The 19,963-nt window shown below is 41.0% G+C and carries 15 protein-coding genes; 13 read left to right on the top strand and 2 right to left on the bottom strand.

The annotated features are described in order from the left end of the window. Window positions 1-688: 688 nt before the first annotated feature. From tnpA to MSHOH_RS18515, 5 genes are all read left to right on the top strand, one after another. Window positions 689-1,129, top strand: a complete 441-nt coding sequence (gene tnpA / locus MSHOH_RS18535; protein ID WP_048141902.1) for an IS200/IS605 family transposase — start codon at window positions 689-691, stop codon at window positions 1,127-1,129. Further along, window positions 1,092-2,339, top strand: coding sequence for an RNA-guided endonuclease InsQ/TnpB family protein (locus MSHOH_RS18530; protein WP_048141901.1), 1,248 nt, complete (start codon window positions 1,092-1,094; stop codon window positions 2,337-2,339). The genes tnpA and MSHOH_RS18530 overlap by 38 nt, the downstream gene beginning before the upstream one ends. 556 nt (window positions 2,340-2,895) lie before the next feature. Then, entirely contained in the window at window positions 2,896-3,180 is a 285-nt protein-coding gene (locus MSHOH_RS18525) for a hypothetical protein (RefSeq protein WP_048141900.1), read from the top strand. Window positions 3,181-3,832: 652 nt separating this feature from the next. Then, complete coding sequence (locus MSHOH_RS18520; RefSeq protein WP_048141898.1) at window positions 3,833-4,288, top strand: rhodanese-like domain-containing protein; 456 nt, start codon at window positions 3,833-3,835, stop codon at window positions 4,286-4,288. 444 nt (window positions 4,289-4,732) lie between these two features. Beyond that, a complete protein-coding gene (locus MSHOH_RS18515; protein WP_048141896.1) occupies window positions 4,733-6,019 on the top strand; it encodes a cation:proton antiporter domain-containing protein in 1,287 nt (428 codons plus the stop codon). 62 nt (window positions 6,020-6,081) lie between these two features. Here the strand turns inward: MSHOH_RS18515 and MSHOH_RS18510 are convergent, their stop codons facing one another. After that, window positions 6,082-6,645 (bottom strand): cysteine hydrolase family protein, encoded by a 564-nt coding sequence (locus MSHOH_RS18510; protein WP_239451056.1) that lies wholly within the window; start codon window positions 6,643-6,645, stop codon window positions 6,082-6,084. Window positions 6,646-6,788: 143 nt separating this feature from the next. Between MSHOH_RS18510 and MSHOH_RS22400 the strand changes: the two genes are divergently transcribed. From MSHOH_RS22400 to MSHOH_RS18480, 6 genes are all read left to right on the top strand, one after another. After that, entirely contained in the window at window positions 6,789-7,448 is a 660-nt protein-coding gene (locus tag MSHOH_RS22400; protein ID WP_082089419.1) for a methyltransferase family protein, read from the top strand. Window positions 7,449-7,832: 384 nt separating this feature from the next. Next, window positions 7,833-9,851: a cation:proton antiporter gene (locus MSHOH_RS18500; RefSeq protein ID WP_048141895.1), complete on the top strand. Its 2,019-nt coding sequence runs from the start codon at window positions 7,833-7,835 to the stop codon at window positions 9,849-9,851. Window positions 9,852-9,919: 68 nt separating this feature from the next. Next, entirely contained in the window at window positions 9,920-10,513 is a 594-nt protein-coding gene (locus tag MSHOH_RS18495; protein WP_048141893.1) for a Maf family nucleotide pyrophosphatase, read from the top strand. A 153-nt stretch (window positions 10,514-10,666) separates the two neighbouring features. Further along, window positions 10,667-12,088, top strand: coding sequence for a cysteine--tRNA ligase (gene cysS, locus MSHOH_RS18490; RefSeq protein ID WP_048141892.1), 1,422 nt, complete (start codon window positions 10,667-10,669; stop codon window positions 12,086-12,088). A gap of 478 nt (window positions 12,089-12,566) precedes the next feature. Further along, window positions 12,567-12,992 (top strand): CU044_2847 family protein, encoded by a 426-nt coding sequence (locus MSHOH_RS18485; protein ID WP_048141890.1) that lies wholly within the window; start codon window positions 12,567-12,569, stop codon window positions 12,990-12,992. Window positions 12,993-13,222: 230 nt separating this feature from the next. Continuing rightward, window positions 13,223-14,140, top strand: coding sequence for a S16 family serine protease (locus tag MSHOH_RS18480; protein WP_048141888.1), 918 nt, complete (start codon window positions 13,223-13,225; stop codon window positions 14,138-14,140). Window positions 14,141-14,476: 336 nt separating this feature from the next. Here the strand turns inward: MSHOH_RS18480 and MSHOH_RS22395 are convergent, their stop codons facing one another. After that, window positions 14,477-14,953: a GNAT family N-acetyltransferase gene (locus tag MSHOH_RS22395; RefSeq protein ID WP_052730927.1), complete on the bottom strand. Its 477-nt coding sequence runs from the start codon at window positions 14,951-14,953 to the stop codon at window positions 14,477-14,479. 335 nt (window positions 14,954-15,288) lie between these two features. Here MSHOH_RS22395 and MSHOH_RS18470 point away from each other — a divergent pair, with 335 nt between their 5' ends. Beyond that, the gene (locus MSHOH_RS18470; protein WP_048141886.1) at window positions 15,289-16,146 is read left to right on the top strand and encodes a metallophosphoesterase; all 858 of its coding nucleotides are present in this window, start codon (window positions 15,289-15,291) and stop codon (window positions 16,144-16,146) included. A 659-nt stretch (window positions 16,147-16,805) separates the two neighbouring features. Next, a complete protein-coding gene (locus MSHOH_RS25420; protein WP_449405458.1) occupies window positions 16,806-19,700 on the top strand; it encodes a PocR ligand-binding domain-containing protein in 2,895 nt (964 codons plus the stop codon). Window positions 19,701-19,963: the final 263 nt, after the last annotated feature.

Here is a 19,963-nt window from a genome sequence, read left to right as displayed (position 1 = left end):
GTGTTTCATTAGAAGAAGATATGCTATAAAAAGGACTATAACCAGAATTATTCCATAAATTAAGTAAAACTGTTTATTTGATCTTTTTTTGTCTGACATTCCTTTATCTTATTTATAACCTTTTTCTTTTCCGTCAGCCTCTTTACTCAAAACTATCCCCCTGAGTAATATTGCCATTCTTATTATAATACTGACCTTCCGCAGATGTCCTTTCAATTTTCATAATTTTTCCTGCTATCGTTTTTTCTGAAAATCTCCCTGGTTACTCAAACATGTGTTTTTGAAATGTCCCACAATTTTCGCCCTCTTGCCTTCGTTGAAAACTTCCAGCAGCTATTTCCCGAAGTTTCAGTTGAGACAACAAATGCAGATTTTCGACTAATACTCCAAAAACGATAGCAGGAAAAATGTTAGTTTTTTGAAGACATCTGCGGAAGGTCGGATAATAGTAATTCGCTAGAATATTTCAATCACTAAAAATCCACTATAATTTCCTTATGATGCTCTTATCTTTGATGAGAGCTAACTTTGCATGATTATTTTTATTAAATGTCTTTAACTCTAAGGCGGGAAGTCCCCTTCCTCGACAGCCATCAGGCTGGCAGGTGGGGGATGAAAGCCGTCAACTTCTACAAAACAACATTAGCATAATTATTATACTTATAGTTATATCAATATAGTGATAACTATGCAGTGTAAACTGGATCGAGGAAGCCATTCTGTATATTCACTCCATTATCATTTCGTCCAATGTGTGAAATATAGAAGAAAGGCTCTAACTAATCCTCTAATTATTGATTTTCTCAAAACTAAAATCCATAACATAAGTGAAACCTTCAAAGTTGAAGTGTTGAATATAGAGTGTGACAAAGATCACTTTCATTTATTATTTTCAGCAAAACCTTCACTCGATATTCCAAAGTACATTAACACCATCAAAACAATAACTTCAAGGGAGATTCGAAAAAATTTTCCTGAAGTAAAAACTATGTTATGGAAAGATATGTTCTGGTCAAGATCGTATTTTATAGCATCGACAGGGCAGGTAACCCTAGACGCACTTAAAAAATATGTGGAGAATCAAGGCAAATATGCATCTGACGAAGAAGATCAAGATAAATCCAACTGAAGAACAGGTAGATGTTCTTTGGCAACTCTCGGAACAGTGTAGATGCCTCTATAATTTCGCTCTAGCTGAAAGAAAAGAAGCATGGAAAACTGAACAGAGAAGTGTAAAGTATGTAGAACAACAGAATCAGCTTCCAACATTAAAAGAAAAATTTCCTGAGTACAATATAGTGTATTCTAAAGTACTGCAATCAGTTCTGAAAAAGCTCGATGCTAGTTATAAATCATTCTTTTCGCTCTGGAAAAATAGTGATAAATCTGCAAGACCACCAAAATTCAGAAGTGGAAAATATTTTATGACTCTGGTTTACAATCAAAGCGGATTCAAAATCAAGGATGGAAAACTCAGTTTCTCTCATAAGGTAAATGAAATCCCATTATCTTTCGAAGTAGGAAACGCATTTGATTTGTTGGCAATCAAGCAGATTGAAATTTACAATGATGATCCATATAAGGGCAGAGGAAAATTCTTTGTATCCATAACATACGAAGAAACTCCAATCACAGAGTATGTTGATAACGATTTGTATCAAGCAATAGACTTAGGAATTACAAAAATAGTGACAGCAATAAACACTCAAGGAAAATTCTTTGAAGTTAAAACAGCAAGAACAGATAAATATTGGAATTCGAAGATAGATCTAATTAAATCCAGAAGAGATCATTGTAAAGAAGGAAGCAAGAGATGGAATAGACTACACAAAACATATAGAAAAATAGAAGCAAAGAAATCTAATCAGATCAAAGATTTTCGGCATAAGCTTTCTAAAACCATGATTGAGAACACTAAAGCCAATACTATAATTGTTGGTGATCTTAGTGTCAAGGAAATGGCTCAATCTAGGAAGTTAAAAGGAAAAAGAAAACGTTCTCAAAATATATCAACCCAAAATCAAGGATATTTATCTCGCTTCATCGAATTTTTAGCCTATAAAGCAGAATTTATAGGTAAAAGGGTAATAAAAATTGATGAAAGCTATACTTCAAAAGAGTGTTATGTTTGTGGAAAAAGACACGAGATGCCTCTTTATGAACGGACTATGAAATGTGATTGTGGAAACGTAATTGATAGAGATAGAAATAGTGCTATCAATATTATGAAGCGGTTCTTATCACAGAATGCCCTGTGGACAGGCTATCAGAAGTTTTCTGATAATCTTCGACAAACAGGTTTACTGATGGATACATGCATTCTGCAAATATCCAAGTGACGTAATCACTCGAAGGAAGCTCCGTCCTCGCTTTCGAAGAAAGCAGGGAGGGGTAGTTCACTCATATAAAACTAAATTCAGTTAAAATAATTAATTTTTCCTTTATTATTTTTTCTTGTTTTTTCCTTAGTATTTTTCTTAAGTATACTTTATTTTTTATATTTTTTCAGGCTATTTTTTTGGTTGAAATAATATGCCGTAAATATATTTCACTACGTCGATGAATATTATGTAATGTTTTGACAAAACGGTTATCAAATATATATAAAAAAATTTATATTTTTATATATTTTCTTTCCTAATTTATATTTCTCCATATATTATATAATTCTAATACTTATTTTGTGTTGGATACAATTTGTTGATACATGTCGAAATCACTTTCATATGTACATAGTAGGTGTAATACCTGTCAGTTAATTATCTACATTTATTATCAGATGATTAATTGACATGCAATTGTTACACCGTTTCTTCACATATGGAAGCTGGGATCTAAAAGTCAACAAATCTTAAATTGTATCGGAAATAAGAAAATTTTGGAGGGTATAAATCAATGGAAATGAGAAAAGTACTGGGTATTTTCCTGGCAGTCCTTTTCGTAGCGTCACTGACAGCTACCTCAGCAAGTGCCGGAGACTGGAGAGGCGGCAAGTGTGGCTTTGGCGATAGGTTTGACTGCGGCTTTGGTGGATTTGGAAACTGTGGCTTTGGAAACAACTGGTTTGGGAAGGGAGACTGCTGCGATCCCTGCATTAAAGTGTTTAACCTAAGAGGTGCCATCGGGGAAGTCAACAAATGCAACCTCGGCTGCCGCGGCGGCTTCGGCAACTGGTGGTAAGGTAAAGTACAAAATGTAAGGCTAGAATAACAAGTAGAAAACCAATAAAGACTTGTTCGTACGGTCCTGCGTTATTAAAGGGGCAATAACTCTTAGCCTCCAGTAACATGTAATATAGGTCTTATAGGTCTCTCATGTTAGAACTTAAGCACTTGATCGGAAATTAAGCATGAACAAATCTGTTATAAATACTGTATTTTAGCAGTTTGGAGTTCTATGCTGCAAGTTTTTAAGTTCAACTACGTGAGTCCTGTGGAGTGCTGACTGATATTCATCAGAATGGGCCGACGAACTGGTCTAATTTTCTATTTTTGTGTTTGATGATAATGTTTTAGTTTTTGATAGTGTTTCATTATCTCTGCATAAATTGGAGTGACAGACATTACTCAACTTTTTGCAGTAAAGTGTTATTTGATAATTTTTACGCTGCCGGTTTTTGGTCTAACATGGATTTACTGAATCGTTTTACATAAGGCTTATATGCTGTGACCAGGGACCAAAAACGACAGAGAGGCAGGCTGAAATTTTGGAGTGCTCCGTAATTGTTTTATATTCAGATAAGCCTGTTATTATCGGTAACAGTTTAAGAGATCCTTTTCTGTTCAGGATTCTCTTGTTTCTATCTTTGTTAATGAATAAGGAGAGTCTCTGATTGGACAAACAAAACTTAGTATACTTAGCTTCTTTTTTAGTACTTCTGATTGCAATAATGATCTTTGCTCCGCGGGCTCAAGATAGTCCTGCAGGAATTAAGAACATAACCGTTGAAAAAGCAAAGGAACTGATAGAAAAAGAAGATGTATTCATACTTGATGTCCGTACGCCTTCCGAGTTTAACTCATCGCATATAGAAGGTGCAGTCCTTATTCCTGTAACCAATTCCGGCGGTTCATATTTGAGTCCGGATAGTCTTCTTGAAGCCCGGATAGATGAGGTTCCTGAAGATAAAAAAATACTGGTCTATTGCAGATCAGGACACAGAAGCGTTTCAGCCAGCACAATCCTTGTAAATGCAGGATACTCAGATGTCTACAATATGCAGGGCGGGATTAATGCCTGGATAGATGCAGGATATCCTGTTATAAGTTCGAAAAAATTCGGAGACTGAGAGTCTGGAATGCCTGAAGTACAGCACAGACATATTTTGTCTGTTTTAAAGTTCCTTATGTGTCGGCAAATATTAATAAGTGTCAATGCTCACACTGTCCTGTTCAGGTGACAGTAGCTGTGCGCAGGACAAATTAAGAGTTTAAAACAGAAAATGGAGAATATGCCCGCAGGAGAGGTTCCTCCTCCTGAGGATATTTCTGGAGTATACTGCTCGACAGGCAAAGTTACCTGTCATCACGGCAGAGCGACTTGAATTACTTCTTCTGGAAGGTAGTGTTTTTTAATACTAACTACCTTTTATTTACTGTTAAGAAATAGGGTAAATTCTTGCTTTTTAGATTATTTTCGGATTAGGATCTATTTATTTTTTGGACAAGGACCTGTTTAATTAATCTTTTTTCTTTTACCGATATAAACAGTTCAAATTAACAGGGTTAGTGAGATGACGGAAACTGCTCTAAATATTATTCTGGTGGTTGTAGGCTCACTTGTTCTTTTTCTTGGAATCGTCTCTCAGCTTATTAGGAAATGGAACTTCTCACAACCTTTTATAGCTTTGATAGTGGGTTTTTTGCTGAGTTTAATAACTTCACCTGTTTTCAATTCAGGTTTCTGGAACCATTACCTGCTGCAAGAAGCTGCCAGAACGTCTCTTGCTATCGGTGTTATGGGTGTGGCTCTCAGAATTCCTTATACCTATACTCTCAAAAATTGGCGCTCCATAGTTCCTATGCTTGGAATTGTAATGCCTTTTATGTGGATAATAAATAGTCTGCTTATCTACTGGATTCTGGACTTCAGTTTCCTGTTAGCTCTACTCATGGGTGCGATCATGACCCCAACTGACCCGATTCTTTCACTATCCATCCTGAGCGGAAAACTGGCTAAAGATAACCTTCCTGAAAATCTAAGGTACTTAATCTCAGTAGAATCCGGTTCCAACGATGGATTAGGTTACCCTTTCGTACTGCTTCCAATTCTCCTGATTACCTGCAGGCCTGAAGAGGCTATAAGCCACTGGCTGATACATACCCTCCTCTGGGAGGTTGGCGCTGCTGTAGCTCTTGGAGCTATAATTGGCTATATTGCCGGATATCTCTTAAGGACAGCTCTAAGCAAAAAGACTATTGACCAATCTTCTTATGTTTCCTATACTCTTGCTATGGCACTGATCGTACTTGGCAGCGTAAAATTATTAGGGAGCGATGGGATTCTTGCTGTTTTCGCTGCCGGAACACTCTTTAACATGACTTCGACTGCAAAACAAAGATATGATGAAGACCGGGTAGTGGAAGGTATGGACCGTTTCTTCACGATTCCCGTGTTCACCCTTTTAGGCCTGGTCGCACCCTGGCAGGAATGGATAAAACTCGGATGGAATGGCTTACTCCTGGCTTTCTTAATTTTATTGCTGCACCGAATACCTATCCTTTTTCTTATTAGACCCCTTGTGCCCGTTATCAAAAGCAATCTGAACTCTCTTCTTGCAGGCTGGTTTGGCCCTGTTGGAATAGCAGCCTTTTACTATGCCCAGTTCTCAATTATACAGACCGGAACAGAAGAGATATGGCCTGTTGTCAGTCTGGTAATTTGTATGTCCATTGTGCTCCACGGGATAACTGCGACTCCCTTCACAAAACTTTATGGGAGGCTCTCTTCCGAAAAGTCAAAACAAAACTCTAAAAAGTCAGAACAAAGTCAGGAAAACTTCAAAAAACCAGAAGTTTAAGCCTCAGAAAGTGAACAATTTATTATAATGAGTTTCAGTAAGGAACCCTGAAAAGGGAGTTTTCAAGAAATGTACTCGTTTGTGGTCATAACATTTGCAAACATACCGTCCAGTGCAGCCATGAAAACAGAATGAACAACATATGCAGGCAGGATTTCGTCTTTTAATTTGAGGTCGCGAGTGGCACAGGCATCGGCAATTAGGGTAGATGTGAAGCCAAGTTCCTTTGCAGCCCTGACGGTAGTATCGATACACATATGGCTCATTGCCCCACAGACTACCAGATATGTCACATCTGCCTCTTTCAGCCGTGAGAGAAGTTCGGTCTGGAAAAAACTATTCGGAAAATGCTTCTCAATGACTGTTTCTCCTTGAAGGGGCTGGACACTGACGTGGATATCTGCTCCGGAAGTTCCTGGTATGAAAAATGCAGCTCCTGACTTGGTAGAAAGATGCCTGATAAAGAAAATCGGTTTGCCTGCGTTACGGAACAATTCTAGAAGGGCAGATACTTTTTTTGCTGCGTCTTCCATGCCAGCAAGTTCCATCCTGCCGGCTGGAAAATAGTCATTCTGGATATCAATAAGAAGAAGAGCTTCTTTCATATTACCGAATAAAGTTGCCAACAATGATATTTTTGACGGTTATTTTTCATGACTTCTGGCGAGATATCAAACCTTTTAAAGCCTCATCCGCTTTTTGCGCTTTCTCATGGATTTACTGAGAAATTAGAAAAATACAAAAACAATTACTTTAATTAAAATAGTAAATGGTTAAGCTCAAAAACAAGAATGAAGATCGTATTAGCTGGATCATAAGCATATTTATGCTGTTACTGGCAGTTGAAACCTGGATAATTCTGGACAGAAACTGGAACTCTTTTTATCATCTGCCAGTTTATGTTTATGCAGGAGTTCTTATATTCTATCTGCGGGCAGAAAAATTCGCATACAGGGGATCAGACCTGTCAGGAGTACAGTCAAGTAAATGGACTCGCAACATGCTTTTATTTTTCTGGTGGCTGCTTTTAATTGTTCCTGTTCTTGAATACAGCTTTTTTCCCAGGTATTCTTTTGCAGTTACCGCCGCCGGGACAGTGCTGACAGTATCCGGAACGGTCCTCAGGGCATGGGGTATATGGACTCTGGGAGAGTACTTCTCTGCTCATATTGAAATCAGGGATAACCATGAGCTTATCGAAAGCGGGCCGTACAGGTTTATAAGACATCCGGCTTATGCAGGGAATCTCCTGCAGGCTGCTGGTATTCCCCTTATACTCAATGCATATTACTCTCTCGGCATTTCGACATTACTTATTTTCCTGTTCCTGTACAGGTTGAAGCTCGAAGAAGAGGTCTTAGTTCGGAAAGTGAAAGGGTACAGGGAGTATACAAAGAGAACTTACAGGCTAATCCCGAAGGTATGGTAATCCTAAATTAAGGGATTAAGTTTTTTACTAACCCTGGATAAAGATATTAATCAGAAAAACATCGGAGCCTACTGAAAAATTCTATATTCACCTATTTATTTCGTTTTTTCTCTACCGAAAATATTATATCTCTTGATAAATATTTGTTAACTTGAAATAGACGACCTGCAACAGACAATTTGCAATCAATACCTGCAAGAGATGATTTGCAATAGATGTTTTGCGGCAGATGGTTTTCCGGGGCGGGTAATTATAAGTGTCTGATTGTTCTGCACTACCATGTTCTCCATGTTCCGATCTCTCAAACTTCTTAAATATTTAATAAACTTCACTTGAGGATACCTTAAAATGTGTTTATTCTAAATTCTGAGGAGCAAAAACGAAATGGAGTTTTCTGTACTTGCACATGTTGATGTGATTCTCGGCTTTGCCATCCTCATCCTTACCATATTTTATAAATTTGAAGTCCCTCCGGTACTGGGCTTTCTTGTTACCGGAATGCTGATTGGGCCTCATGGTCTTGGGATTCTGGACAGCGGGCAAAATATGGAGCTCAATGCCGAACTCGGTATCATTTTCCTGCTTTTTACGATTGGGGTTGACCTATCTTTAAAAGAGCTCTGGAAGATGAAAAAGGCTGTAATGGTAGGAGGAACTCTCCAGATCCTCTTTACAACAGCGATTGTCCTGATTGTCTGCACAGGGCTTGGATTCAGTCCTGCTACATCTACCTTTATAGGGTTCCTTATCTCGCTTAGCAGTACTGCAATAGTTCTTAAGGTTCTTCAGGACAGAAGTGAAGTCTATACTCCACATGGAAAAACCTCGTTAGCAATCCTGATATTTCAGGACCTTGCTATCGTGCCCCTTATCCTGATTACTCCTGTGCTTGCAGGAGGTTCCGTGAGTTTTGAGGGTGCGCTTCCGAATATCTTCTTCAAAGGTTCCCTGATTATCCTGGCTTTTATCCTGAGTGCCAAGTTCATTGTTCCCTGGATATTTTACCATGTAGGTAAGACCGGCAGTAAACAGCTCTTCTTCGTCAGTGTTGTTTTCATCTGCTTATCAGCAGCTATCTTTACCTCAAGCATTGGATTATCTCTGGCTCTTGGGGCCTTTTTAGCCGGGATCGTTATCTCAGGGTCTCAATACAGCCATCAGGCAATGGGTAATATCCTGCCTTTAAAAGACATGTTTATGAGTTTTTTTTTCGTGTCCGTAGGCATGCTTCTGGACGTCGGTTATCTGCTTGATCACCTGACTCTCATTGTTCTTGCAACAATTACTCTCATTATCGTAAAATTAATGGCCGGAGGGTTTGTAACTTTCCTTCTCGGATCTCCTCTCCGTACAACCATACTGACAGGGCTTGCGCTGTCTCAGGTAGGAGAATTCTCTTTTGTCCTGTCGAGACTGGGTCTCGAATACTCGCTCCTGACAGAGGAAACCTACCAGACTTTTCTGGCAGTTTCAATTCTTACCATGGGAGTAACCCCCTTTGTAATCAATGCTTCTTACAGGCCTGCCGATTTTATTGTCAGGAAGGCTTCAAGCACGGCTTTTGGCATGAAACTGGTACAGGGTATTTATTCGGAACCTCTGGATGATGAAGAAAACACCGAACCTCAGATGAAAGACCACCTTATAATGGTAGGGTTTGGTTTTTCCGGAAAGACAGTTTCGAAGGCTGCAAAAACCGCAGGTATTCCTTATATCATCCTTGAGATGAACCCTGAAACTGTGCAACAGGAGAAAGCGAAAGGAGAAAAAATACAGTACGGAGATGCAACCTTTGTAGCCGTCCTGGAACATGCAGGAATTAAGAGTGCAAGAGTCCTTGTAACCGGGATATCTGATGCTTCCGCTACAAGAAAAATAGTCAAGGCTGCAAAGGAATTGAATCCCAGCATCTGCATTATTGCAAAGGTACATGACCTGCAGGAAATGAAACGGCTCAATGCTCTTGGTGCGGATGAAATTATTCCTGAAGAATACGAAACCTCGGTAGAGATTTTTGTCCGCCTGCTTGAAAAATATCTTGTTCCCAGGGAAGATATCGAAAAAATGGTAAATGATGTGCGGGCTAATGGGTACAGAAGACTGAGAAAACTTGCTGTTGACACAGGCATCGACAGCGGGTTCAGTATAAAAGACGGGCTTCCGGGAATCGATATTCAGGTTCTCAAAGTGGGAAGAGGCTCGAGTTTTGACGGAAAAACTCTCGCAGACCTTGACTTCAGGAGAAAACACGGTGTAACCGTACTGTCAGTCCGCAGGCGTGCGAATCTGTTCCATACCCCCGCCGGTGATTTCCTTCTTCAGGCAAATGATGCCTGCATCCTCCTGGGAAAACCTGAAGAGCTGTATAACGTAAGAAAGTTCTTCGAAAGTGTCCGCTCATAAATGAAAAATTTCCATTTTTCTTCTTTTCATGCATAGAGATATATCCTATCCATCCAGATTTTTTCCCCATGCGTAAGATAATTCTCGCGTCCGCATCCCCAAGGCGAAAAGAACTGCTTAAACAGCTGATCGGAGATAATTTTGTTGTTTACCCGAGTTCTTATGAAGAACCTCCTCTACAGGGTCTAAGCCCTGAAGAGCTGCTTCTGAAGCACTCTATCGAGAAAGCCAGGGATGTGTCAAAGCACTTTGATTCCGGGATTGTGATCTCTGCCGATACCTCGGTGCTCTATAATGGGGAAATCCTGGGAAAGCCCGACTCTCCTGAAAATGCTGAAAAAATGCTGGCAAAGCTTAGCGGAAAAAAGTTCAGGGTCGTAACCGGGCTTACAGTTCTGGACCTTGACAGCGGGAAGGAAGTAAGCGAATCCGAATCAACTAATGTCTGGCTGGTTGAATTAAGCAAAGAGCGGATTTCAGCTTACATCAGGACGGGAGAACCTCTGGATAAAGCAGGAGCTTTTGCAGCTCAGGGAAAAGGAGCAGTCCTGGTAGAAAGGACCGAAGGGGATTTCTTTAATGCAGTGGGGCTTCCTCTCTTTCGGCTTGGAAAGATCCTGGAAAGGTTTGGGGTGTCGGTGTTTGATGAAGGCTTTTCCTGAATCTCTTTTCTGCTCGAAAGCTTCAGGCTTTTTTATCAGGAGTATTTGCAGGAGCTGCAAAAGTAATAAAGCAATTGGAAGCAATAGTAGCAGATAGGGCTAATAGCAGATAGGGCTAATTTACCCGGAATTTAATAACCAGAGGTCTTCCGAATGCTGCAAGTCTACAATACCCTGACAAGAAAAAAAGAGATATTCAAACCTATAAAAGAAGGCGAGATTTCGATTTATGCCTGCGGGCCCACGGTCTACAATATGCCTCATATAGGAAACTACAGGACTTTCCTGATGACTGACAATATAGTCAGGACTCTTGAGTATCTGGGATTTAAGGTAAAGCTTGTGATGAACATCACGGACATAGACGACAAAACTATCAGGGATTCAAAAACAGCAGGAATGTCTCTTAAGGACTTTACGGATAAGTACACTGCAGAATTCTTTAAAGGTCTTGATATGCTGAATATAAAACGGGCTTCAGCATATCCCAGAGCTACTGAAAACGTTGACGGTATGATAGAACTTGCACGGAACCTGATCGAAAAGGGGCTGGCTTACGAAAAAGGAGGGTCTGTCTATTACAGGATTTCAGGGTTCCCTGGCTATGGCAAGCTTTCAAAGCTCGATTTTGATAATATCATGATTGGCGCATCCGTAGATGTAGATGAGTACGACAAGGATAACCCGAGGGACTTTGCTCTCCTGAAAGCCTCAACTCCTGAGGAAATCGAAAGAGGGATCTATTACGAAAGCCCCTGGGGGAAAATCCGCCCTGGCTGGCACATTGAATGTTCGGTAATGGCGATGAAAAGTTTTGGTCCGACCCTGGATATGCACCTTGGAGGCGTGGACCTTATCTTTCCTCACCACGAAAACGAGATCGCCCAGTCAGAAGGTGCAACCGGAAAGCCCTTCGTATGCACCTGGGTTCATGGAGAGCACCTGATAGTCGAAGGGGAGAAAATGAGTAAGTCCAAGGGAAATATTTTCACTCTGCCCGAGATCGTTGAAAAATACGGGGGTGAGGTTGTACGTTTCATGTTCCTTTCAGTGCACTACCGGAAAAAACTGGACTATTCAGCAGCCTTTGCAGAAAATGCAAAAAACAATTATTTGAAACTTAAAGAAACCCTTGATAACCTCGAGTTTACCCTGAAGAATGCGGAAGACGAATCAAGCCCCGGAGACCTGAAAATTCTTAAATCCCTACCTGAACTTGAGGATCAGTTCAGGGAAGCTCTCGAAGACGATTTCAATACTCCTAAAGCAATAACAGTTTTTAGAGAGCTTTCGCGCACAGCCAATGTCTACCTCGAAACCGGAAGGGGCCGGCAGGTTCTGGAACAAATCCACTTTCTCTATAAGCGATTTTCAGATGTTCTCGGTATCTTTGCACAGGCTGGTAAAGAGGAAATCTCTGAGGAAGTTTCCAGACTTGTTGAAGAACGCGAAGCTGCCCGGAAAAAGAAAGACTGGACAGCCTCGGATGCGATCAGGGAGAAAATAAAATCTCTGGGGTATATTGTTCAGGATACAAAAGAAGGCCCACAGGTAAAAAAAGCCGAAGAAAGTTAAAGTAAAAAGTATTCTTCGAGTAAGTTCGGGTCAAAGGGGGTTAAAGAGGGTCAAAGAGGGTTAAAGAGGGTTAAAGAGGGTCAAAGAGGGTTAAAGAGGGTCAAAGAGGGTTAAAGAGGGTCAAAGAGGGTTAAAGAGGGTTAAAGAGGGTCAAAGAGGGTTAAAGAGGGTTAAAGAGGGCCAAAGAGTTAGATCCGCCTCTCTTCCTATTTTTTTTCCAGTTTTTTTTCGGTGCTGTATTTTAATCAAAAATACTTCTTTTTCAGTCTTTAAACCTTAGATTTCAATTTTAATCGTTGTCTTTAACTATAGTATTTGAAATCTAAAATCCGAAATCTAAACTAAGGTCTGAAATATGAAACGCGTCAACAATTATTTATCCAATTGTATACTACTTTATCTATCTTATTCGCTTTTTCCGGGGCGTGTTCTCTTTTCCTGTCATACGTCCCTGTATTGCATTTTGGGGTGGTAATGCATGAATCTTAAAAGCGTTATTGGTAAAGACGTTAGTAATAACACGAACAACAACAAAGATGAAAACAAGATATCTGAAAGGGAAGCTGTGAAAATAGGGCCGCTTTTAGCCGAACTGGGGCATGCCCCCGGCACTATAAAAATGACTCTCGTCTCTCCTAAAGCCGTGGAAGAGAAATCCGTAGATTCGATTAACAATGCAATGCTTCTTATTAAGGAGTTTTCTAGAAAGGTTGGAAATACTGTGGAGGAAATACCTTCAGAAAGAAGACCTTCTCAGATACAGATGGCTTTTAATCTTCGCCTGACTACAGATGGAAGGGCAGTTATTACTAAATCGGATAAGGAAGCAAATCTTAAAGTAATACTGACATGGAAACAGGATGAGAAAGATAAAAAGGAAGATGAAGAAAAAGAAGTCTTCTGAAAGGTCAGTTTAAAGCCTGGCTGCTGGCAGCCCACATAAATATCTATCTGGAGGTGTACCTGCTCGAAGGAGGAATCTTCTTGAAGTAGCTTAACTCGTTGACCTGACTATTCCACCACAGTCCAGCCTTTTTTGTATTAATTCCACATCTTCTTCTTTCTTCATTCTTCGAATCCCTTCACGTGTCTTAGGAAGAAATAAGTACCAGCCGTGGTAAAATAATTCATTATATGAAATCCAAGCTTCTTGCCTTTGTCCTTGTCCTGTCGCTTGTTGCGAATGCTTACCTTCTCCTGTTCGAGCAAGTTCCGGTTGAGGGAGAACAGGTTCAGGAAATGCAGGCACAGATAAATTCCCTTGAAAGGGAAAATGAAAGACTCGAAACACAAATAACTCAGAATAACAAGTCTCTCCAGTCTTATGCTTCTCAGCTGGACTATTACAGGGAGAGAGTTTTTGAACTGGAGAATAACCTTCAAGCCTGCCCGACAGGTCTGCAGGGTTTTGCCAGTTTGCAGGCTCCTGCTGTCTTTCAGAATATTGAACTGGAAAGGTCAGGTCCTTTTATCCGGGAGATTGTTTCTGAAGAGGGGGCTCTACTGAATATCTCGGTTGAGACCAGAGCCGGAAAAGGTAGGGTGCTTGTCCAGACAACGCCTCTTATGGGCGTGATTTTCCAGGATGCTGCAAACACTGCGGTTTTCGTTGCTCAGCAGGAAACCGGAGTTTCTCTTTCAGGCACTGACGTTATCTTCAGCATTACTGCAGATCAGGAAATCCCAGGTGTTGATGGTTCTAGTGCAGGTGCTCTCATGACTCTTCTAACAATCTCTGCAATCAATGGAACCGAACTCAATAACAGTGTAACCCTTACCGGTACCATAGATGACGAAGGCAATGTAGGCGCTATCGGCGGGGTCTTTGAAAAAGCTAAAGCAGCAGAAGCCGGAGGGAAAACTCTGTTCCTTCTGCCCAGAGAAAACAGTGAGCTTGTTATTTACAACCTTGAGGAAAGAAGTATAGGCGGCTTTACTGTTGTTGAAAGGGTTCCGGAAGCAGTGGATGCCGAAGAATATATCGAAGAGAATATTGGGATAAACGTCGAGTACGTGGACACAATCGAGGATATACTGGAGTATGAGATGTAAGGCGAGAGTTATCTCTGTGAAGACTGAAATCAGGACCTGAATTTTTCTCTGGTCCTGAAACTATTTTCGAACTTTATTGCCTGTACTCAAAATCTCTTATTTATACGAAACTTAACTTCCTCATGATCAGTCGCTTGCAGTATTACAGTTCTGTAGATTCTATATACGGGTGCCTTCCCGCATTGTCTGCTCTTCTTCAGAGCTATGGGACTTGTCGGAATAACTGCTACGTGGATCATTTATGTATATGTCCTATGTATATGTCCTGCCGAGCAAGCAGCGTTTCGCTGAGGAACAGGCAATTAAGGACAATCCTCTTCAAGGACCGTATTTTAATTAATTCCGAGGTCCGAGGTTTTTCACCATTTTTTTCACCATTTTATAGTACCTTAAGTTTTGCCCGTTTTTTACCTGAATTATCTCTTCTGACTGTGTTTGATATCCGAGAGCTCTGTAGAAAGAATAGGCTACAAGTGAGGCGTCCAGGTCCATTATCCGGACTTTTTCTTTTATAGCCTTCTCTTCAAGTCCGCGCATAATCCTTTTTCCGAGTCCCATCTTCTGGTATAAGGGATTTACGAAGATCCTTCTGGCGTTCGAACTTAAAAGAGTGCCTGTCCCTATCAACTCTCTCCCGCAGGTAAGAATCAGGCAGTGTCCTTTGAGTATGTCGTTAAGGATATTCTGCGTATTGCGGTACTCTTTAAAATAGTCAATAGCTTCGCAGGGATAAACGCCGGAACAACATGAATCAATTGTTTCATATATTAGCTTTTTTAACTCCTCAACATCTTCGGGTTTTGCTGCTCTCATTTGTATTTCTCTGGATATTCTATTCCCTTCCTGAATATTCTATTTAACAAACATACTTCTGATTGTTTCACATCAATTTAACTTTTTAGACGTTTCTTTCCTTCCTGGACCAAATATTCTCAGTCTCATCATGTTTTTATAACATCTATTTTATTTATATATCATAACATGCATATTATGTACCTGGACGCTGGACGCCGGTTCTGCCTGAGACCCCCCGTTCCTCTTGAAATTTTATCCTCATATTCTATTAAATTTTAAAATCATTATGTTTTAAGAACAATCACGTTTTAAGAACAATCACGTTTTAAGAACAATCTTCCTGCTGAGTTTCTATGCCGCCTGAAATCATACCTATTCTTGAAGAACCTGCACTTACAGCCACGAACACGGAAACTGCCTTGGTTATTGCCGATATCCATCTGGGAATCGAATGGGATCTCTACAGAAGCGGGATTAATCTGCCCAGCCGCATGAAAGACAGACTGGACCGGATTCTGGGATATATACAGGCAGTTTCTCCTGACCGGGTAGTGCTCCTTGGAGATGTAAAGCATAACGTTCCTCAGGTGTCCTGGCAGGAGAAGGATGAGATCCCTCGTTTTCTCGAAACTCTTGCAGAACATGCGCATGTAGACATTTTCCCAGGAAACCACGATGGAGGAATCGAGTTTCTCTTCAGCGGGCAAAAGGGTATAAAAGTACATTCGGCCAGGGGGGCTGTCCTTGACGGAATCGGGTATTTTCACGGGCACACCTGGCCTGCTCCTGAACTGCTGGCTGCATCCCACGTGATTACTGCGCATAACCATCCCACAGTACGTTTTACCGACACCTTCGGGTACTCCATAGTTGAACCTGCCTGGGTCAGGACTAAGTTTAAAGCCGAAGCCCTTAAAGAGCGCTTCGGAAACCTTGACTTTGAAGACAGGAAAGATTGGGCTGATCCTGAGGTCTTTATTATGCCTGCTTTTAACGAACTCTGCGGAGGCGTTCCCTTCAACGAGTCAACACAGGAAGACCTTCTGGGTCCGGTTTTCTCGTCCGGCGGGATAGAACTTGAAAGCGCCGAAGTGTATTTGCTGGATGGGACAAGGCTCGGGCAGATCAGGAACATCCGTAAGCTACAGCATACAAAGGTTAGAAGCAAGATAGGAAGCAGAAATCGCAAAAAATGGGAAAAATCAACATAATCCGATAGGCAAACAGCTAGAGGATTCAGCTTTAAGTATAAGAGCGGATTTGCTACAAAAATGGTTTTTTGACTATGTTTTTTGCAAAGGATTCATGTTCCAGGAGAAAATAGTCATGTTCTCTTTCTGACTTTAAGCCCCCAACTAAAAAACACTTTCTTCAATTTTGCTATCCTAACTTTTCTTTTAAAACGCATTCAGCAAAATATTGATCAACATATCCAAATGTCTTTATGAAATTAAAGATATATTACTTCAAATTATCATTTGGATGAATTTTCATTATTACTTATGAATTTTCTGATCGTCACTTAGATGAATTTCCTGGTATTTTGAGAGAAAATCCGAACAGAGAATCGAGCAGAGAATAATTCAAGGGTCTCAGAAATAGCCTCAGAAATAATGGCGTGCGATTTATACTCTCACGTTGATGAAGTGTCAGACTTACTCGTAGACAATAGAAGGTTGAGGAAGTGCGGCAGGAGGATTGGGAAGATCTGGAGCCACGCATCACCGCAGACAATAAAATCAGGTGGGTGCGCGAAAAGGTAGATTTAGAACTTGATAACAACGGTACACTACCTACTGGTTCCGGCGTTACTCAGAATATTACCGGAGTCAGAAGGGCAGAAGAGGTACTGCGCCAAAGAGAGCAACATATCAGGCTGAAGCTGGAAGATATTCTTTCGCCTGCTCGGGAGCCAGAGGACCTGCAGCTTGCTGAAATTGTTGACGTCAAGGCTATCCAGTCCCTTATGGATGATTTTTATAAGCTTGCTCAGATTCCCATGAGCCTGGATGATCTCAAAGGAAATGTCCTGGTAGGCATTGGGTGGCAGGATATCTGTACCAAATTTCATAGGATTCACCCCGAAACCTGCAGGCACTGTGTAGAAAGCGATACAGAGCTGTCCACTGGCGTTCTCCCTGCGGAGTTTAAGCTGTACAGGTGCAAGAACAATATGTGGGACGTAGTGACTCCTATCATAGTGGGCGGTCAGCATGTCGGCAATATTTTCTCAGGGCAGTTCTTTTTTGAGGACGAGTCTGTGGACTATAAATTTTTTCGATCCCAGGCTAAAAAGTACGGCTTTAATGAAAAAGAATACATAACGGCGCTTGAAAAAGTGCCACGGTTAAGCAGGGAAGCTGTGGATACAGGAATGGCCTTTCTCATGAAGCTTGCCAACATGATCTCACAGCTAAGCTACAGCAATATCAAGCTGGCCCAATCACTTGTGGAACGCGATGCCTTTATGGATGCAATGCAGGAGAGCGAAAGGCGTGAGCGGGCTCGCTCGGACGAACTGTCAGCAGTACTGGATGCCGTGCCTGCCGCCGTGTGGATGGCGCATGATCCCGGGGCGCTTCAGATAACTGGGAACCGACTTTCCTACGAATGGTTACAAGTTCCTGAGGGTACAAATGTGTCCAAATCCGCTTCTGGAGGGGAGAGGCTTACCTTTAGGTTATTCAAGGACGGAGCGGAGATCCCGCTTGCAGATATGCCGCTACGGATATCGGCTGCAGGCATAGAACTAAACGATTACGAGTTCGATATAAAAACCACTGATGGCGCGTTACGGCACTTGTTAGGCAACGCAAGACCCTTGCGCGACGAACAGGGAAAGATACGCGGGTCTATTTCTGCGTTCATCGATATCACCGAGCGCAAACGGACCGAGGAGACACTGGCTTTCGAGCGATCGCAGCTCCTTTCCATTTTTGATGGTATCGATGACGTTGTGTACGTGACTGATCCGTATACTTGCGAGGTACTGTACGCGAATAAGGCGATGAAGGAGAAGTTTGGTGGTGAACTCATTGGAGGGATTTGCTATCGGGAGTTCCAGAGGAGGGACTCTCCCTGCGATTTCTGCACCAATCCGGTTATTTTAAAAGAGAGAGGTAAGCCCTACCATTGGGAGTACTACAATTCCACGGTGGAGAGGTATTTTATGATCATGGACCGGATCATCAAGTGGCCGGACGGTCGAGATGTGCGTTTCGAGATCGCCAAGGATATTACCGAGCGCAAAAAAACTGAAGAAGCTCTTCAAAAAGCATATGGTAGTTTAGAAGAAAAAGTTAAAGAACGCACAGCTGAGCTTGAAAAAGCTTATAAGGCGCTGGTGGAAAATGAGAGAAGACTCTCTGAAGCCCAAAGACTGGCTCATATCGGGATCTGGGACTGGAACCTTGAAACTGATGAAATATACTGGTCTGACGAGACATTTCGTATTTTAGGGTGTAATCCCCGAAGATTCGGCCTGCCATACAGTGAGATTTTAAAGCTTATACACCCCGATGATCGAGAACATGCGGATGATGTTGTTAACAGAGCTTTAAAAGGAAATCCCTTTAGCACCGATCTTAGGATTATTCTGGATGATGGAGAAGATCGCGTGGTCCATGCTCAGGGAGAAGCTGTTTTTGATGAGAAAAATAACCCTCTTCGAATACGAGGAACGGTTCAGGATATTACTGAAAGTAAAAAGGCAGAAGAGAAAATTAAGATCCTTGCAGATGCTGTGGAATCTTCAGACGATGCTATTATAACCGAATCTCTTGATGGTATTGTCACCAGCTGGAACAAAGGGGCAGAGCAGATTTATGGATACTCAGCCGAAGAAATTCTTGAAAAAAATGTTTCAATACTTGAACCGGATGACCGTAAAGGGGAAATAAAACATTTAACTGAAAAAATTAAACATAAAGAAAAGATCCAGCGTTTCAGAACTTTAAGGTTAAAAAAGGACGGTACAATAATAAATATCTCCGTAACTTACTCTCCTATTTTTGATGCATCCGGAGAACCTGTAGCGGTCTCAGCCATTGCAAGAGACATTACTGAACGTATCAGAGCAGAAGAAACTCTGGCAAAAATTGAAGAAGCCAGAAAAAAAGAAATCCATCACAGGATTAAGAATAACCTGCAAGTTATTTCTTCCCTTTTGGACCTCCAGTCTGAAAAGTTCCAGGATAAAGCGGTACTCGAAGCTTTCAGGGAAAGTCAAAGTCGCGTACTCTCAATGTCCCTTATCCATGAAGAACTTTATAAAGGAGAAGGAACCGATACTCTGGACTTTTCAACATATCTCCAAAAATTAGCTGAAAACCTTTTTCAGACCTACACTCTTTTTAGTAAGAGCGTTCACCTGTGCATGGATCTGGAAGAAAATGCTTACTTTAATATGGATATTGCCGTCCCGTTAGGAATAATTGTTAATGAACTCGTTTCAAACTCCCTTAAACATGCATTCACTGAAAATCAGGAAGGAGAAATTAGAATCCAGCTTTGCAGGGAAGAAAAGAGTAATGAGATGCAGGAATCCCTTTTCAGCCTGACAATTTCTGACAATGGAAAAGGAATTCCTGAAAATATAGAACTGGAAAGCCTTGAAACCCTTGGAACCCTTGGGTTGCAGTTAGTGAGCACCCTTGTTGACCAGATGGATGGAAAGGTGGAGCCCAGACGAGATCACGGAACTGAATTCAGGATTACCTTTAAAATAACGGAAAATAACGGAAAAATCGTAAGTCCTGTAAATTAATAAGAGAAATATTTCAGCAATAAGCCTGTGGAAACAATTTTTCTAAGAAAAAATCATCGTTTTATTAATGAAAAATGATATATTTAACCAGTAAAACCATATTATTTGACTAATATTCCGGTTCTTTTAATTAATGTTCCGGTTCTTTTTCTTAATATTTATATAAAATGGATGGCTGTATGGAAAAAAATAAATGTCAAGAATCAGGCTAATACACAGTTAATTATTCTTGATAACCCATACTTATAGCATTAAATTGCAAA

The organism is Methanosarcina horonobensis HB-1 = JCM 15518, assembly GCF_000970285.1.
Lineage (GTDB): Archaea > Halobacteriota > Methanosarcinia > Methanosarcinales > Methanosarcinaceae > Methanosarcina > Methanosarcina horonobensis.
This window is presented reverse-complemented; position numbering and strand designations above follow the sequence as displayed.

What these genes read in the sequence shown, in the direction of transcription:
- tnpA (WP_048141902.1), top strand. Translation starts at nt 689, where the DNA reads ATGCAGTGTAAACTGGATCGAGGAAGCCATTCTGTATATTCACTCCAT.
- MSHOH_RS18530 (WP_048141901.1), top strand. Translation starts at nt 1,092, where the DNA reads ATGCATCTGACGAAGAAGATCAAGATAAATCCAACTGAAGAACAGGTA.
- MSHOH_RS18525 (WP_048141900.1), top strand. Translation starts at nt 2,896, where the DNA reads ATGGAAATGAGAAAAGTACTGGGTATTTTCCTGGCAGTCCTTTTCGTA.
- MSHOH_RS18515 (WP_048141896.1), top strand. Translation starts at nt 4,733, where the DNA reads ATGACGGAAACTGCTCTAAATATTATTCTGGTGGTTGTAGGCTCACTT.
- MSHOH_RS22400 (WP_082089419.1), top strand. Translation starts at nt 6,789, where the DNA reads ATGGTTAAGCTCAAAAACAAGAATGAAGATCGTATTAGCTGGATCATA.
- MSHOH_RS18500 (WP_048141895.1), top strand. Translation starts at nt 7,833, where the DNA reads ATGGAGTTTTCTGTACTTGCACATGTTGATGTGATTCTCGGCTTTGCC.
- MSHOH_RS18495 (WP_048141893.1), top strand. Translation starts at nt 9,920, where the DNA reads ATGCGTAAGATAATTCTCGCGTCCGCATCCCCAAGGCGAAAAGAACTG.
- cysS (WP_048141892.1), top strand. Translation starts at nt 10,667, where the DNA reads ATGCTGCAAGTCTACAATACCCTGACAAGAAAAAAAGAGATATTCAAA.
- MSHOH_RS18485 (WP_048141890.1), top strand. Translation starts at nt 12,567, where the DNA reads ATGAATCTTAAAAGCGTTATTGGTAAAGACGTTAGTAATAACACGAAC.
- MSHOH_RS18480 (WP_048141888.1), top strand. Translation starts at nt 13,223, where the DNA reads ATGAAATCCAAGCTTCTTGCCTTTGTCCTTGTCCTGTCGCTTGTTGCG.
- MSHOH_RS22395 (WP_052730927.1), bottom strand. Translation starts at nt 14,953, where the DNA reads ATGAGAGCAGCAAAACCCGAAGATGTTGAGGAGTTAAAAAAGCTAATA.
- MSHOH_RS18470 (WP_048141886.1), top strand. Translation starts at nt 15,289, where the DNA reads ATGCCGCCTGAAATCATACCTATTCTTGAAGAACCTGCACTTACAGCC.